The 13,797-nt window shown below is 72.2% G+C and carries 10 protein-coding genes; 3 read left to right on the top strand and 7 right to left on the bottom strand.

Annotated features, from left to right (window positions below):
• Positions 1–165 precede the first annotated feature (165 nt).
• From ACF08M_RS14910 to ACF08M_RS14890, 5 genes are all read right to left on the bottom strand, one after another.
• Positions 166–3,210, bottom strand: coding sequence for an NPCBM/NEW2 domain-containing protein (locus ACF08M_RS14910; RefSeq protein WP_392185655.1), 3,045 nt, complete (start codon positions 3,208–3,210; stop codon positions 166–168).
• A gap of 138 nt (positions 3,211–3,348) precedes the next feature.
• Complete coding sequence (gene mshC / locus ACF08M_RS14905; protein ID WP_392185654.1) at positions 3,349–4,578, bottom strand: cysteine--1-D-myo-inosityl 2-amino-2-deoxy-alpha-D-glucopyranoside ligase; 1,230 nt, start codon at positions 4,576–4,578, stop codon at positions 3,349–3,351.
• Positions 4,579–4,738: 160 nt separating this feature from the next.
• Positions 4,739–5,593, bottom strand: coding sequence for an SCO1664 family protein (locus tag ACF08M_RS14900; RefSeq protein WP_392185653.1), 855 nt, complete (start codon positions 5,591–5,593; stop codon positions 4,739–4,741).
• Positions 5,557–6,147 carry a DUF3090 domain-containing protein gene (locus tag ACF08M_RS14895; RefSeq protein ID WP_072484378.1) on the bottom strand — a complete coding sequence of 197 codons (591 nt, stop codon included), beginning with the start codon at positions 6,145–6,147 and terminating at the stop codon, positions 5,557–5,559. Before ACF08M_RS14895 ends, ACF08M_RS14900 begins: the two co-directional genes overlap by 37 nt.
• Positions 6,148–6,253: 106 nt before the next feature.
• Positions 6,254–6,976 carry a histidine phosphatase family protein gene (locus ACF08M_RS14890; protein ID WP_392185652.1) on the bottom strand — a complete coding sequence of 241 codons (723 nt, stop codon included), beginning with the start codon at positions 6,974–6,976 and terminating at the stop codon, positions 6,254–6,256.
• Positions 6,977–7,035: 59 nt separating this feature from the next.
• Between ACF08M_RS14890 and corA the strand changes: the two genes are divergently transcribed.
• The gene (gene corA, locus ACF08M_RS14885; RefSeq protein ID WP_392185739.1) at positions 7,036–8,031 is read left to right on the top strand and encodes a magnesium/cobalt transporter CorA; all 996 of its coding nucleotides are present in this window, start codon (positions 7,036–7,038) and stop codon (positions 8,029–8,031) included.
• A gap of 48 nt (positions 8,032–8,079) precedes the next feature.
• Here the strand turns inward: corA and ACF08M_RS14880 are convergent, their stop codons facing one another.
• Together ACF08M_RS14880 and ACF08M_RS14875 are read right to left on the bottom strand one after the other, a co-directional pair.
• Complete coding sequence (locus tag ACF08M_RS14880; RefSeq protein ID WP_392185651.1) at positions 8,080–8,868, bottom strand: ferritin-like domain-containing protein; 789 nt, start codon at positions 8,866–8,868, stop codon at positions 8,080–8,082.
• 337 nt (positions 8,869–9,205) lie between these two features.
• The gene (locus tag ACF08M_RS14875) at positions 9,206–10,255 is read right to left on the bottom strand and encodes an LLM class F420-dependent oxidoreductase (protein WP_392185650.1); all 1,050 of its coding nucleotides are present in this window, start codon (positions 10,253–10,255) and stop codon (positions 9,206–9,208) included.
• Positions 10,256–10,395: 140 nt separating this feature from the next.
• Between ACF08M_RS14875 and ACF08M_RS14870 the strand changes: the two genes are divergently transcribed.
• Both ACF08M_RS14870 and ACF08M_RS14865 read left to right on the top strand, forming a co-directional pair.
• The gene (locus ACF08M_RS14870) at positions 10,396–11,379 is read left to right on the top strand and encodes an aldo/keto reductase (protein WP_392185649.1); all 984 of its coding nucleotides are present in this window, start codon (positions 10,396–10,398) and stop codon (positions 11,377–11,379) included.
• Positions 11,376–13,769: a helix-hairpin-helix domain-containing protein gene (locus tag ACF08M_RS14865; protein WP_392185648.1), complete on the top strand. Its 2,394-nt coding sequence runs from the start codon at positions 11,376–11,378 to the stop codon at positions 13,767–13,769. Before ACF08M_RS14870 ends, ACF08M_RS14865 begins: the two co-directional genes overlap by 4 nt.
• Positions 13,770–13,797: the final 28 nt, after the last annotated feature.

Below are 13,797 nucleotides of genomic sequence, written 5' to 3'. Positions count from 1 at the left end.
GGGGGCGCGCCCGCGCCGGCCGGGTTTTTTGTGTTGTGTGCGTTCCTGTGTTTTCGCGGGGGGGGGGGGGGGGGGTTGGGGGCGGGGGGGCGGGGGGGGGGGGGGCCGCCCCCCCCCCCCCCCCGCTCCTGTGCGTCCCGGGTCGTTCGGGGACGTCCGGCCCTGTCAGGAGCAGGTGAACCGCGCCGCGGCCCAGTCCCCGTGGTCGCCGGTCTTGGAGCCGTTGGTGTCCGTGACCTTCAGGTGCACATGGCGCGCGCCGTCGAGCTTCACGTCGACCGGTACGGTGGCCGACGCCCCCGTCACCTTCGGCGAGGTCCACAGCACCTTGCCGTCCGCCTCGACGGAGAACGCCACTTCGCCGTAGCCGTTGATCTCGTCGTCGATGCCCGCGTCCGCGGTGAAGGCGGTGCAGCGCCCGCCGAGATAGACCTCGATGTCGGAGTCGGCGTGGGTGCCGATCCCCTTCTCGTACGTCTTCCCCGCGAGGGTCAGCGGGTGTCCGTCGGCCGCGCCCGACTCGCCGTTGCTGCGGTCCCGTTCGGCGGGCCCGTAGCCGTTCACCGACTTCAGCCAGACCAGGTCGCTCGCCCAGACCTGACCGGTGGGGGGCGGTGGCATCACTTCGGCGGCGAACCGCTGGACGGTGGCCCGGGACTCACCGGCCGACCGGTAGCCGGCGAGTGCGGTGATCCTCGCCTCCCCCGCCGTGGCGTCCTTCGCCGGGGTGACCGGCACCTCGACCCGCCGGGTGGTGCCCGCCGGGATCCGGTCCACGGTCGTGGCCGGTGCGGCCTGCCAGCCGTCGGGGACGTCCAGGGTGACCACGGCGTCCGTCACATCGGTGTTGCCCGCGGTGACATCGACGGCCAGGGTGCCTTCGGTCCCGGCAGCGGTCTCCTGGCCGGCCGGCGCGGAGACCACGGCCCTCGCGGCGGCGTTCCGCCCGCCGACCGCGCTCGTCCGCTTCAGCTTCACGGAGAACTTCCTGTCGGTGGGGAGCGGCGCGGTCTTGATCTTCACGACACCACCGCGGTCGTCCCGGTCGTACCACCAGCCCTGCTGCGCGGCCTTGTACGCGGCCGCAGATGCCAGCCGGGGCAGCCTGCCGCCGAGCTCGACCGTGCTCGGTGCGGATCCGGTGTGCACGCTGAACTCGTACGGACGCGTCCGCTGCTTGCCGGTGAACGTCCCCCTGCTCGCCCCGATCCGTACGGTGACGTCGCCCGCGCCCCGGACCGGTGCGTCCACGTCGGCGGTCTGGGTGGCGTACTTGCCGTCGCGGTGCTGCCGGGTGATGCCGTCGTCCTCGTACAGCGTGAAGGACGACGTGCCCTGCGGGTAGATGTCCCAGGCGAGCGGGGAGCCGGCGGTCCGGTCCTGGTACGAGCGGATGCCGGGCCACATCGGCACGGCGGCACCGCCCTTCACGAACAGCGGCAGGGTGTCGAGCGGGGCACTGTAGTGGTCGACGGTGGTCGGGCCCTCGTATGTGCGGCCGCTCCAGTAGTCGGTCCAGGTGCCCTTCGGCAGATAGATACCGTTGCGCTCCGCGGCGTCCTGGTACACGGGCGCGACGAGGAAGTCCTCACCGGACATGAATTCGTACTTCGCCGCGTCCGTCGCCGCCCTCGGGTCGTCCGGGAATTCGAGGGCCAGGGGCCGGACCATGCCGACGCCGGTCTTCGTGGCCTCGTGCGCGTAGGAGTACTGGTAGGGCAGCAGCGACTCCTTGAGCTTGAGGTAGTCGCGGTTGATGGAGGTGTACGGCTCCCCGTACCGGTAGGGCTGCTTGTCACTGGCCGCCCAGCCGTCCATGGTCATCGTGGTCCCCAGGAACATCTTCCACTGGAGGTCACGGGTGTACGTCTTGGCACTGCCGCCGAAGATGCCGTCGACGTCGCCGGTCGTGTAGGCGAGACCGGACATCGTGGCGCCCGCGTAGGTCGGGATCTGCCAGCGGATGTAGTCCCAGGTGCCGTACTGGTCACCGGACCACTGGACGCCGCAGCGCTGTGCCCCTGCCCAGCTCTCGGGGGCGTAGGTGAATCCGCGGGCGTCGCTGTTGTCCTCGATGCCCCGGTAGGCGTCCTTGCAGCCGTCCAGGGCGAACTTGTAGCCCGCGCCGACCCAGGCGACGTCCAGCTTGGCGACCCGCTGGCCCGCCTTCACCTGGTCGGCGATCTTGTCGATGCCGTCCTCGGTCCACAGGCCGAGTTGCATGCCGCGGTCCTGGAGGCCCTTGGCGGTCTCCGCGAGGTTCTCGTGTCCGCAGCCGTAGCCGTCGTTGACGAGCATCCAGCCGTTCGGCATGTCGTGCTCGACATACCCGTCGGCGACCTTCAGGGCGTCCAGGGTGTGCCGTTCACCGCGGTTGGCGTTGTGGAGGTAGCAGTCGGCGTCGCCGATCTCCAGCCCGTACACGGGCGGCAGGAAGGGCTTGCCGGTGAGCTTCGTGTACTGGCCGATGACGTCCTTGGCGCTGTCGCCCGCGAAGTAGTACGCGTCGAAGCGCTTCTCCTTCGCGCTGGCGGCCACCGGGTCGGTGAAGGCGTAGGTGTTCGGCGCGTAGGTGTTGCGGAAGACGCCGTACCCCGCCGAGGAGAGGTAGAACGGCACCGAGTTGGGGTGGCCGCCGTCGTTCCAGTTGTAGTCGACGCCGACCTCGACGGTCTTGTCGCGGTGCGAGGTGTTGCCGCGGCCGTTCTGCATTCCGGCGCCGTAGAACTGCTCGTCGGCGCCCCGGGCCAGCGTCTGGGTGGTTCGCTCGCCGTTCCAGCTCAGCCCCCTGGCCTCGGACCAGACCCTGGTTCCGTCCGCGCGGTACAGCGCGAAGCGCAGGGGCGACTTGTAGGCGCGCAGGGTGACGCTGCCGGTGGAGAGTTCGTAGCGGTCGCCCCGCTCCTTCCACCGGGTGTGCGGCGGGCTGCCCTGCGGCAGGACCATGTCGCCGCCGGCCGGGTCGACGAACGTACCGTCCGGGGCGAGTTCGATACGGAAGGTCTCGGCGGAGACGAAGCTGACGCGGGCCGCGGCGGCGCCGGCCCTCAGCTGGTAGACGGGTCCGTCGGCGGAGAACCCGGTGACGTCGCCGACCGTGGTTTCCGGTTCGGCGGCGCCTGCCTGACCGGCACCCGGCCCCGCGAAGACGGCTATCAACCCCAGCAGGGCTGCAACTGCCGCTGCTCTGATGCGCGTTGATGATTGCATAGAGCGCTTTTAGCGCAGGATCGAGCATTTGACCATGGACAAAACGGAACCGGCCCTGAACTTCGTCGAGAAGTCCGGGGCCGGCTCGGGGAAGGGCGGTCAGGGGGTCGTTGCCGCGCGCGCCATCTGCGGGCGACGCTACAGTGCGACTCCCAGCAGCGCGTCGACGGTGCGCGAGACGAGGCCGGGTGCTCCCTCGTCCGTACCGCCCTCGGCGTTCTGACGCTCGGCCCAGCGGTCCACGGCGGCCAGCGCCGCCGGTGCGTCCAGGTCGTCGGCGAGGGCCTCGCGGACCTCCTCGACGAGGGCCTCGGCAGGCAGTCCGTCGGGCCGCGAGACGGCGGAACGCCACCGTCCGAGCCGCTCGACGGCATCGGCGAGCACCTGGTCCGTCCACTCCCAGTCGGACCGGTAGTGGTGGGAGAGCAGCGCCAGCCGGATCGCCGCCGGGTCCACGCCGTCGTGACGGAGCTTCGACACGAAGACCAGGTTGCCCCTGGACTTCGACATCTTCTCGCCGTCCAGAGCGACCATCCCCGCGTGGACGTACGCCTGGGCGAACGGGTGCTCGCCGGTCAGCACCTGAGCGTGCGAAGCGCCCATCTCGTGGTGCGGGAAGGCGAGGTCGGACCCGCCTCCCTGGACGTCGAAGCCCATGCCGAGGTGGTCCAGGGCGATGGCGACGCACTCGATGTGCCAGCCCGGCCGGCCGGGTCCGAGGGAGGCCCCGTCCCAGCTCGGCTCGCCCGCACGGGCGGCCATCCAGAGCATCGGGTCGAGCGGGTTCTTCTTGCCGGGGCGCTCGGGGTCACCGCCGCGCTCGGCGGAGAGCAGCCGCATCGCCTCGGCGTCGAGGTGGGAGACCCCGCCGAAGTGCGGGTCGGTCTCCACGGAGAAGTACACGTCCCCGTCGAGTTCGTAGGCGGCGCCGGCGTCCCGGAGCCGTTCGACGAGCGGGACGATGCCCGGTATCGCCTCGACGGCCCCGATGTAGTGCTTCGGGGGGAGCATGCGCAGGGCAGTCATGTCCTCGCGGAACAGGGCCGTCTCGCGCTCGGCGAGTTCGGTCCAGTCCTGACCGTCGCGCACGGCCCGCTCCAGCAGCGGGTCGTCCACGTCGGTCACGTTCTGGACGTAGTGAACCTGCCGCTTGGTGTCGAGCCACACGCGCTGAACGAGGTCGAACGCGTTGTAGGTCGCCGCATGACCCATGTGGGTCGCGTCGTACGGCGTGATGCCGCAGACGTAGATGCGGGCGACGGGACCGGGGGCAAGAGTGATCCGTCCGCCGGTCGCGGTGTCGTGGATCCGAAGGTCGCGGCCCTTGCCAGGCAGGGCGGGGACCTCAGAAGCGGGCCAGGCATGCATGCCACGAGCGTAACCGGATGCATGTTCCGGATACGAACCGGATACCGGATCCTGACCGAAGAGGCGGTCTTGCGCGGCGGGGGTACATCTGCTTCGGTACGGGCCCGCCCCGCGCACCCCCGCCCGACAGGCTCTCAGCCGCCGGAGTGGCTGGAATTCGTCAGACCGGTGGCCAGGGGATCGACGGCCACCCGCCGCTCGGCTCCGGATGCCGCCCCGAGGCCTTCAGCCCCGCCACGCGCCCCCGCAGCGCCTCGATCTCGGCCTCGGTGATCAGCTCGGCCAGCCGGGTGACGAGCGAGGTCCCCGGCGCCAGCTCCGTGCCCAGCCGGTCCACGACCTCGACGGCCTCGGCCGTCAGCGGCTCCCCCGCCCACCCCCACAGCAGTGTGCGCAGCTTGTCCTCGGCGTTGAAGGTCACACCGTGGTCGATGCCGTAGAGCCGGCCACCGGGCGCGGGCAGCAGATGGCCGCCCTTGCGGTCGCCGTTGTTGATCACGGCGTCGAGGACCGCCAGCCGCCGCAGCCGCGGATCGTCCGCGTGCACCAGCAGAGCCGTCCTGCCCTCCCCCACCTCGGCGAGGGCGACGGCCTTCCAGCCCTCCCCCGGTTCCTCGTCCTCGACGAGCGCGAGCAGCGGCGGCAGGCCGTCCGCGGCGGACTCCTCGCTCTTTGGTGCCGCCTCGATCCACAGCTGGCACATGCCCTCGCCGTACGGCCCGTCCCGCAGCACGGTGGGCGGTATGAGCCCCCATCCGGTCGCCTCGGAGATCTCGTACGCGGCCACCTCACGCCCGGCGAGTGTGCCGTCGGGAAAGTCCCACAGGGGCCGTTCCCCGGCCACGGGCTTGTAGACGCACGTCACCTCGTCCCCGTCGTGGGCGACCGTGCAGTAGAGGACCGCGTTGGACGCCTCACGGACCTGACCGCGGACGGTGAGCCGGCCCCGGGTGAGCACGGTGACCAGCTCGGCGTCGGTCAGGCTCCGCGGCGGTACCCGTTCTGGCGCGGGCATACGTGTCCTTCCGGGTCGAGCGGCAGGCTGCACAGCGGGCACGGCGGGCGCCCGGCGTTCACGACATCGAGGGCGCGCTTGGCGAAGGCCCGGGCCTGCGCGCCGCTGAGGCGGACGCGGAGCATGGGCGGGCCGTTCTCCTCGTCCTGGAGCAGCCGCTCCTCGGCCTCCGCGAGATCCTCGTCGGAGTCCACGTCCAGCTCGACGAGCGCCTGCGCCTCGACGATCATGCGCTGCTCCTCGCCGTCCCAGGCGAGCGCCATGGTGCCGACCCGGAACTCCTCCTCGACGGGCACGTCGAGGGGCGCGGTGTCGGTGACGTCCATGGGCGCCACCGCGGGGACCGGAGAGTTCCCGCCGGTCCGCCGCACCACCTCGTCGAGCAGTTCGTCGATGCGTTCGGCGAGCGCGGCGACCTGAGTCTTCTCCAGAGCGACGCTGGTGACGCGTCCGCCTGAGGAGGCCTGCAGGAAGAACGTACGACGTCCAGGCAACCCGACCGTACCGGCCACGAAGCGGTCCGGGGGGTCGTAGAGGAACACCTGACGGGACACGTCCTGTCTCCCTTGAAATTGACGGCGGATGAGGGGCGGCCGGGCTTCGGGGGGTTCCCCGGTGGAATGGGCGCCTACGGCGCGTCCACCCTACTGCGCGAAGCGATCACGGCGCTCCAGCGCCGCCCCCGACCGCGGCGTCCGCATCGGCGTCCGCCGCCGGGCGCCGGTCCGGGTCCGTTCCGGCGGGGTGCTCCCGCGGCGCCAGCGCAGCCAGGTCCCCCGTGTCTCCGAGCCGCAGCAGGAAGGGCCGCAGCCTGGTGTAGCGGATCGCGGTGACCGAACAGGGGTCGGCCTGGATCCGCTGGAAGAGGTCGAGGTGCATGCCGAGCGCGTCGGCGACGAGGGCCTTGATGATGTCGCCGTGCGAGCACATCACGTAGGCGGCGTCCTCACCGTGCTCCGCCTCGATCCGCGCGTTCCAGTCACGCACCGCGTCGACGGCGCGTGCCTGCATGGCCCGCATGGACTCGCCGCCGGGGAACGCCGCGGCCGACGGATGCTGCTGCACGACACTCATCAGCGGCTCGTCGGTGAGTTCGGCGAGCTTGCGCCCCGACCAGTCGCCGTAGTCGCACTCGCTGATCCGCGCCTCGGTGTGCAATACCAGCTCCGGCCGCGCGTCGAGCAGCGGTCGCAGGGTCTCCCGGCAGCGCTGCAGGGGGCTGCTGACGGCGGCGGCCAGCGGCAGCGCGGCAAGCCGTCCGGGCAGCGCCGCGGCCTGTGCGGCACCGCGCTCGTCGAGCGCGACACCAGGGGTGCGGCCCGCGAGCACCCCGGCCGTGTTGGCGGTGGAACGTCCATGGCGTACGAGGATCAGGGTGGGCATACGGGCCAGAGTAGGCCGCCGTCGCCGGTGAGGTGCGCCCAGGACCGGGGCAGGGAAGAATACGCGCCGTGATTGTGGACTGTGCGATCTACCGGGGCGGACGTCGCACCGAAGGCCCCGCCGACCTCTCCGATGCCCTCGCGGAGGCACGGGCCACCGGGGACGCGTTCCTCTGGATCGGGCTGTACGAGCCGACGGAGAGCGAGGTCGAACGCGTCAGCAGGGAGTTCGGTCTCCATCCGCTGGCCGTGGAGGACGCCCTGAGAGCGCATCAGAGGCCCAAGCTGGACGTGTACGACGACTCGCTCTTCGCGGTCATCAAGCCGGTGGTGTACGAGCACCTGAGCGACACGGTCACCACCGACGAGCTGATGGCCTTCATCGGCGATTCGTTCGTCGTGACGGTCCGGCACGGGGAGGGCGCGCCACTTGCCGCGGTACGCCGCCGGCTGGAGGCGGAGCCGGACGTTCTCAAGCACGGGCCGACCGCGGTGCTGTACGCGATCAGCGACGCGGTCGTCGACCACTACATGGAGGTGGCGGCCGAGCTCCAGAACGACCTGGAGGAGCTGGAGACCGAGGTGTTCGCGCCGACCGGCACCGTGGACAGCAAGAACACCGCGTCCCGCATCTACACGTTCAAGCGGCAGATCCTGGAGTTCCGCCGGGCCGCGGGCCCGCTGAGCGCCCCCATGGCCCGTCTGGCGAGCGCGGAAGTACCGTTCGTCCACGAACACTCGCAGCCGTTCTTCCGCGACGTGAGCGACCACCTGACGCGCGCCAACGAGTACGTGGAGGGGCTGGACCGGCTGCTGTCGGACATCCTCTCGGCGCATCTGGCCCAGGTGGGCGTGCGGCAGAACGACGACATGCGCAAGATCTCGGCCTGGGCGGCGATGGCCGCCGTACCCACGATGGTGGCGGGGATCTACGGCATGAACTTCGAGCACATGCCGGAGCTCCGCTGGACGTGGGCCTATCCGGTGGTGATCGTGCTGATGGGCTGCGTGGTCTTCGGCCTGTACCGGTTGTTCAAGCGCCGCGGCTGGCTCTGACGGGCGGCGAGCGGCCCGGGTTCGGACGGGGGCGGCGCGCGGCCGGGATCAGGCGTACTCGGGCGCCTGCGGCGCGGGCCCGCCCAGTGCGTCGCGCCGCTCGGGCGGCGCCAGGCTCACCATGCGCCGCCACCCCACGAGCCGTTCGTACGCGTAGACCCCGTGGATGCCCGCGGCCAGCACCGCCGCCCTGGACCGGGGCCAGTGCAGGATGCGGCCCATGTGGTCCATCACGGCGAGGCTGACGTCGCGGTACACCCGGATCTCGGCGAGCGCGCAGTCGCGCAGGATGCGCTGGATCGTACGGCCGTGTCCGGAGCGGGCCAGGCGGAGCAGCTCCTCATGGCAGTACGCCAGGTGGTTGTCCTCGTCGTGCGAGATCATCCTCAGCGCGCGACCCAGGTCGGGGTGGTCGGCGAAGTGCCTGCACAGCAGCCTCATCTGCTCGGAGGCACGCTGTTCGGTGACCCTGCTGTGCGCGAGGTAGGTGATGATGTCGTGCTCGGAGAGCGGCTCCCGGCGCCCCAGCCGCTCGTGGGCGAGGCCGATGCCGTGCTTCTCCAGCAGCATCGTGTAGTCGGTCTCGTGCGGAACCTCGACCGGCGCCAGCCCGCGCTTCCTGAGCAGCGCGTGGAAGATCCGGCCGTGCTTGTCCTCGTCGGCGCCGTGCCGCGCGATCTTGGGTGCCAGGGCCCGCTGGCTCTCGGGGACGAGGGCCGAGATGCGGCCGTTCTCCCAGCCGCCCTGGGACTCGCCGCTCGCCGCGATGGAACAGAACAGCCGGAACGACTCGTCCCCGTCGAGAATCTCCTGGAACAGGCTCCTTGCCGAAAGCATCGCTGCCACCTCCGTACCGGCATCCGCCCATCGACAGTCAAGTGCGACACCCCCACCCGGGCAACAGGAAAGCCCGCCTGCTGGGCCGGACGGGGCCGTGCCCCTCCACCGCCTCCGCGCGGCGCTCCCGGCCCGTCCGGCCCGTCCGGACGTCGGGGACGGAACCTCGCCCCGGCGCCCCCGCGGCACCGGACTGTGCACCGTTCGGCGTAACCCCGCGCCCCCGGGCGCGTTATTACGCGTAACGGCCGTGGTGGGGAGACCCCGAGCCCCCACCACGGCCGTGGCGCCGTTCCGGAGCCCCGGGCAGGAACCCCGGAAGTCCGTGACACCCGCGCTATGCGAGCCCGGACCGCTCCAGCGCGTCCGTCCCGGCCCGCAGAGCCGCGATCCGCTCGTCGAGCGTGAACCCGGCCGGGGCCAGCGTCAGCGTCGTGACACCCGCCGCGTCGTACGCCTGCATCCGCTCGGCGATCCGCTCGACCGGGCCGAGCAACGTGGTCTGGTCGATCAGCTGGTGCGGCACCGCGGCGGCGGCGCCGCTCTTGTCGCCGGCCAGGTACTTGTCCTGGATCTCGGCGGCCTCCTTCTCGTATCCCATGCGCTGCGCGAGCTGGTTGTAGAAGTTCTGCTTGCGGCTGCCCATGCCGCCCACGTACAGGGCGGTGTACGGACGGAACATGTCCGCGAGACCGTTGATGTCGTCGCCGGCGGCGAGCGGCAGCGTCGGGCAGACGTCGAAGCCCTCCATGGTCCGGCCGGCCTTCTCACGGCCGGCCCGCAGGAACTTCACGGCGGTGTCCTCGAGATGCTCGGCCGAGGGGAAGATCAGCAGCGCGCCGTCGGCGATCTCGCCGGTCTGCTCCAGGTTCTTCGGGCCGATCGCGGCGATGTAGAGCGGGATGTGCTCGCGCTGCGGGTGGACGGTGAGCTTGATGGGCTTGCCGGGACCGTCCGGCAGCGGGAGCGTCCAGTGCTGCCCCTCGTACGACAGCCGCTCGCGGGACATTGCCCTGCGGACGATCTCGACGTACTCCCGGGTGCGGGCCAGCGGCTTGTCGAACTTGACGCCGTACCAGCCCTCGGAGACCTGTGGTCCCGACACGCCGAGGCCGAGCCGGAACCGGCCGCCGGAGAGCGAGTCGAGGGTGGCCGCGGTCATCGCCGTCATCGCGGGCTGGCGGGCCGGGATCTGCATGATCGCGGAGCCGATGTCGATGGATTCGGTCTGGGCGGCCACCCAGGAGAGCACCGTCGGTGCGTCGGAGCCGTACGCCTCGGCCGCCCAGCAGACGTCGTATCCGAGCCGGTCGGCCTCCTGGGCGACGGCGAGGTTGTCGCCGTCCATTCCCGCACCCCAGTAACCGAGATTGATGCCGAGCCGCATAGCCGCTCCCCTTACTGATCAGTAACGTCTCTGGGTTCCGGACTCTAGCGCGCGGCGGCGGGTTCCGGCAGGGGCGACTTGACACCGGGTTGTCCACAGGCTTCCGCCGGGTGGGGTTCTGGCCAGTAATCTCAGCGCACATGGAGCAGAGGCATCTCGGCCGCACCGGCCTTCGCGTGTCCCGGATCGGGCTCGGCACCCTCACCTGGGGCCGGGACACCGGCGAGCACGACGCCGCCGAACAGCTGAAAGCGTTCTGGGAGGCGGGCGGCACGCTGGTCGACACGGCTGATGTGTACGGCGGCGGCGAGGCCGAATACCTGCTCGGACGGCTCGCGGAGGGCCTGGTACCGCGGCAGGATCTGGTCATCGCCACGAAGGCCGGCAGCGTGGCCGACCCGTACCGCCGGTTCAACGGCTCGCGCGGACATCTGCTGGCCGCGCTGGACGCCTCCCTGGAACGGCTCGGCACGGACTACGTGGATCTCTGGCAGATCCACGCCTTCGACCCGGTGACTCCGCTGGAGGAGACCCTTCAGGCGGTGGACCTGGCGGTCTCCACCGGCCGCGCCCGGTACGCGGGGGTGTCGAACTTCTGCGGCTGGCAACTGGCCAAGGCGGCCACCTGGCAGCTCGCCTCGCCCGGGGTGCGCACCCGGCTGGCGAGCACCCAGATGGAGTACTCCCTGTTGCAGCGCGGTGTGGAACGCGAGGTGCTGCCGGCCGCGCAGGATCTGGGTTTGGGGCTGCTGCCCTCCTCCCCGCTGGGCAGGGGGGTCCTGACCGGAAAGTACCGGGCGGGCACTCCGGCGGACTCGCGCGCCGCCTCGGAGCTGCTGGCCCCGTTCGTCGAGCCGTATCTCGACGACCCGGCGAGCCGCATCGTGGACGCGGTGTCGACCGCGGCCGACGGCCTGGCCACGACGCCGCTCCAGGTGGCTCTCGCCTGGGTGCGGGACCGGCCCGGGGTGGTGGCCCCGATCGTCGGTGCGCGCAACGCGCAGCAGCTCGCGGAGGCGTTGTCAGTGGAGGCGCTTAGTCTTCCTGACGAGATCTGCCAGGCGCTCGACGACGTGTCGGCGCCCGTGCACCGCTATCCCGACCAGGACTGGAGCACGCTGTGACTGCGCTTCCCCGGGGGGAGACCCCCGGCTCCCCGGCCGCCGACGACGCCGGTGTCGTCGCGCACCCCTGCACCGACGTGCCCGACGTGCCCGCCCCGTCCGCACCGGACGGGGAGCACCCGACGGGCGGGGGATCGCCGACGGACGGGGGATCGCCGACGGGCGGGGGGTCGCCGACGGCCGAGGACGTGGCGGAGGCGGACGGCGACGCCTCCCGGGCCGCCGGTACGGACGGCGTCGAGCCACCCCCGGGAAGCGACGGGACGACCGAAGCCGCCGAGCCCGGCGACACCACCGGCGCCGACCCGGCAGGCACGGCCGACGGCACCGTGGACGGGGCGGCCGCCGACCCTGCCCCGCTCTCCGAGGCCGAGGCCGAGCTGGCCGCCCAGCGCGAGCTCCGGGAGCGGATCGAGCAGCGCAAGGCCGAGAAGGAGGGCCCCATCGCCGCCGGTGCGAAGCTGAGCGGCCGGGCGGCCGATCTGCTGGCGGCCGTGCGTGCGGTGGAGAGCGGTGAGAAGCCCGCGACCGCGTTCTTCGATGCGCCCGCACCCGCGGCTCCCCGCCGGACCCCTCCGCCTCCCGTACCGGTACGCACCCGTGGTCCGGAAGCGGCGCCGGCTGCGCAGAGCCCCTCACCGGAGACCGTGGACGCGGTCGCCGCCGTACTGGCCGGGAACGGGGCTCCCGGCGCGCTGGCGGGCCCGGCGGCGGAGGCTCTCGGCGCCCAGGCGGCCGATGCGCTGCGCGAGGACCCCTGGCAGTTGCTGACCGTGCCGGGAGTCGGACCGGAACAGGCCGACGGTTTCGCGCGGGCCCTGCTGGGTGCCGGATGCGGGCCGGACGACGAGCGGCGGACCGCCGCCCTGGTCACCTGGCTGCTGGAGCGGGCCGCGCTCCAGGGCCATACGGCGCTGGACGGGACCGCGGTACGTGCGGCGCTCGCCGAGCGCTCGGTGAGCGACCCCGGTGCCGCCGTCCAGAACGCCGTCGCCGAGGGCGTCGTCCTGGCCTTCCAGGATGGCGAGGGCCACGAGGGTGACCAGGGCGACCAGGAGTCCGGATCGACCGAGGAGCCCGGCGAGGACACGAAAGAGGACGCGGAGGACGGGGCCCGGCAGCAGCCGGCGCAGGTGCTGCTGGGGCTCGACCGGTACGCACTCGCCGAGGAGAGCATCGCCGATGGTCTGGCCCGGCTGGTCAACGCCTGCGAGAAGGACGCCGACTGGACGGAGGCGGCCTTGGCCGCGGGATCCCCGTCGGCGGCCGAGCTGATCCGAGCGGTCGCGGCCCACGGTCTGGTGGCGCACACCGGCGGCGAGGCGGCCAGGGCCGAACCCGCGGCTCTGATCAACGCGGCCCGCGGCCTCGGACTGCGTGCCCTGGGCGCCGCGCACAGCGTGGACGGCAGGCGCCGGCTGGCCGAGGCGACCGGTGATCCGTCGGCGGCCGTCACTCTCACCGGGCTGCTCTCCGGTGCGGAGGGTCCGGGGCGGGACGAGGAGGGAGCGGTCGCGGTCGACCTGCTCGTCGTGCTGGACGCCCCGCAGTTGGACGTCGAGACCGCCGCGATCCTGGTGGAGTCCCTGGCCGACGGGACCCGGCTGGTGCTCAGCGGCGACCCGGGGGTGCTGGGCTCGGCCGGCGCGGGACGGGTGTTCGCGGATGTACTCGCGGCCCGCGCCTGCCCGCAGATCGTGTCCCGTACGCCCGATCCGGGGCCGATCGGCGAACTGGTCTCCGGCATCGGTATCGGCGAGCTGAACCAGGTCGCGGCGCCCGGCAAGGAGGTGGTGATCGTCCCCGTGCGCGACGCGGGCGAGGCGGTGCACCGCACCGTGCAGCTGGTCGCCGACTCGGTGCCAAGGGCCATCGGCGTACCCTCGGCCGACACCCAGGTGATCACCGTCGGCCACGGCGGCCCGGCGGGCACCCGGGCGCTGAACGCGGCGCTCAAGCAGCGGCTCAACCCCGGTCCGGGGCGGTTCGGCGGCTTCGACCCGGGCGACCGCGTCGTCCATGTCCCGACGCCCGGCAGGACTCTGCCCGGAGTGGTCGTCTCGGCCGATGCCGAGGGTCTGCATCTGGACTGCGCGGGCACGGAGCTCGTCGTACCTCAGGGGCGGGTGGGGCCGTCCGTACGGCACGGCTGGGCGCTCAGCGCCCATCAGGCGGCCGGTATGCGGTGGCCCGCCGTGATCGTCGTGCTGCCCGGCGACGCCGCGCAGGGGCTGAGCCGCCCCTGGGTCTACACCGCGTTCAGCCGCGGCGAGCGGCATCTGTCCGTCGTGCATGGGGTGGATCAGGCGCTGCCGCGCGCGGTCGCCCAGTCCCCGGCCGAGAACCGCACCACGCGGCTGCGCGCCCTGCTGGAGGCAACGGCCCGTTGACCGGGCCGACGCCTCTCCCGCGCCGTCG

Source organism: Streptomyces sp. NPDC015032, assembly GCF_043080425.1.
GTDB lineage: Bacteria > Actinomycetota > Actinomycetes > Streptomycetales > Streptomycetaceae > Streptomyces.
This window is presented reverse-complemented; position numbering and strand designations above follow the sequence as displayed.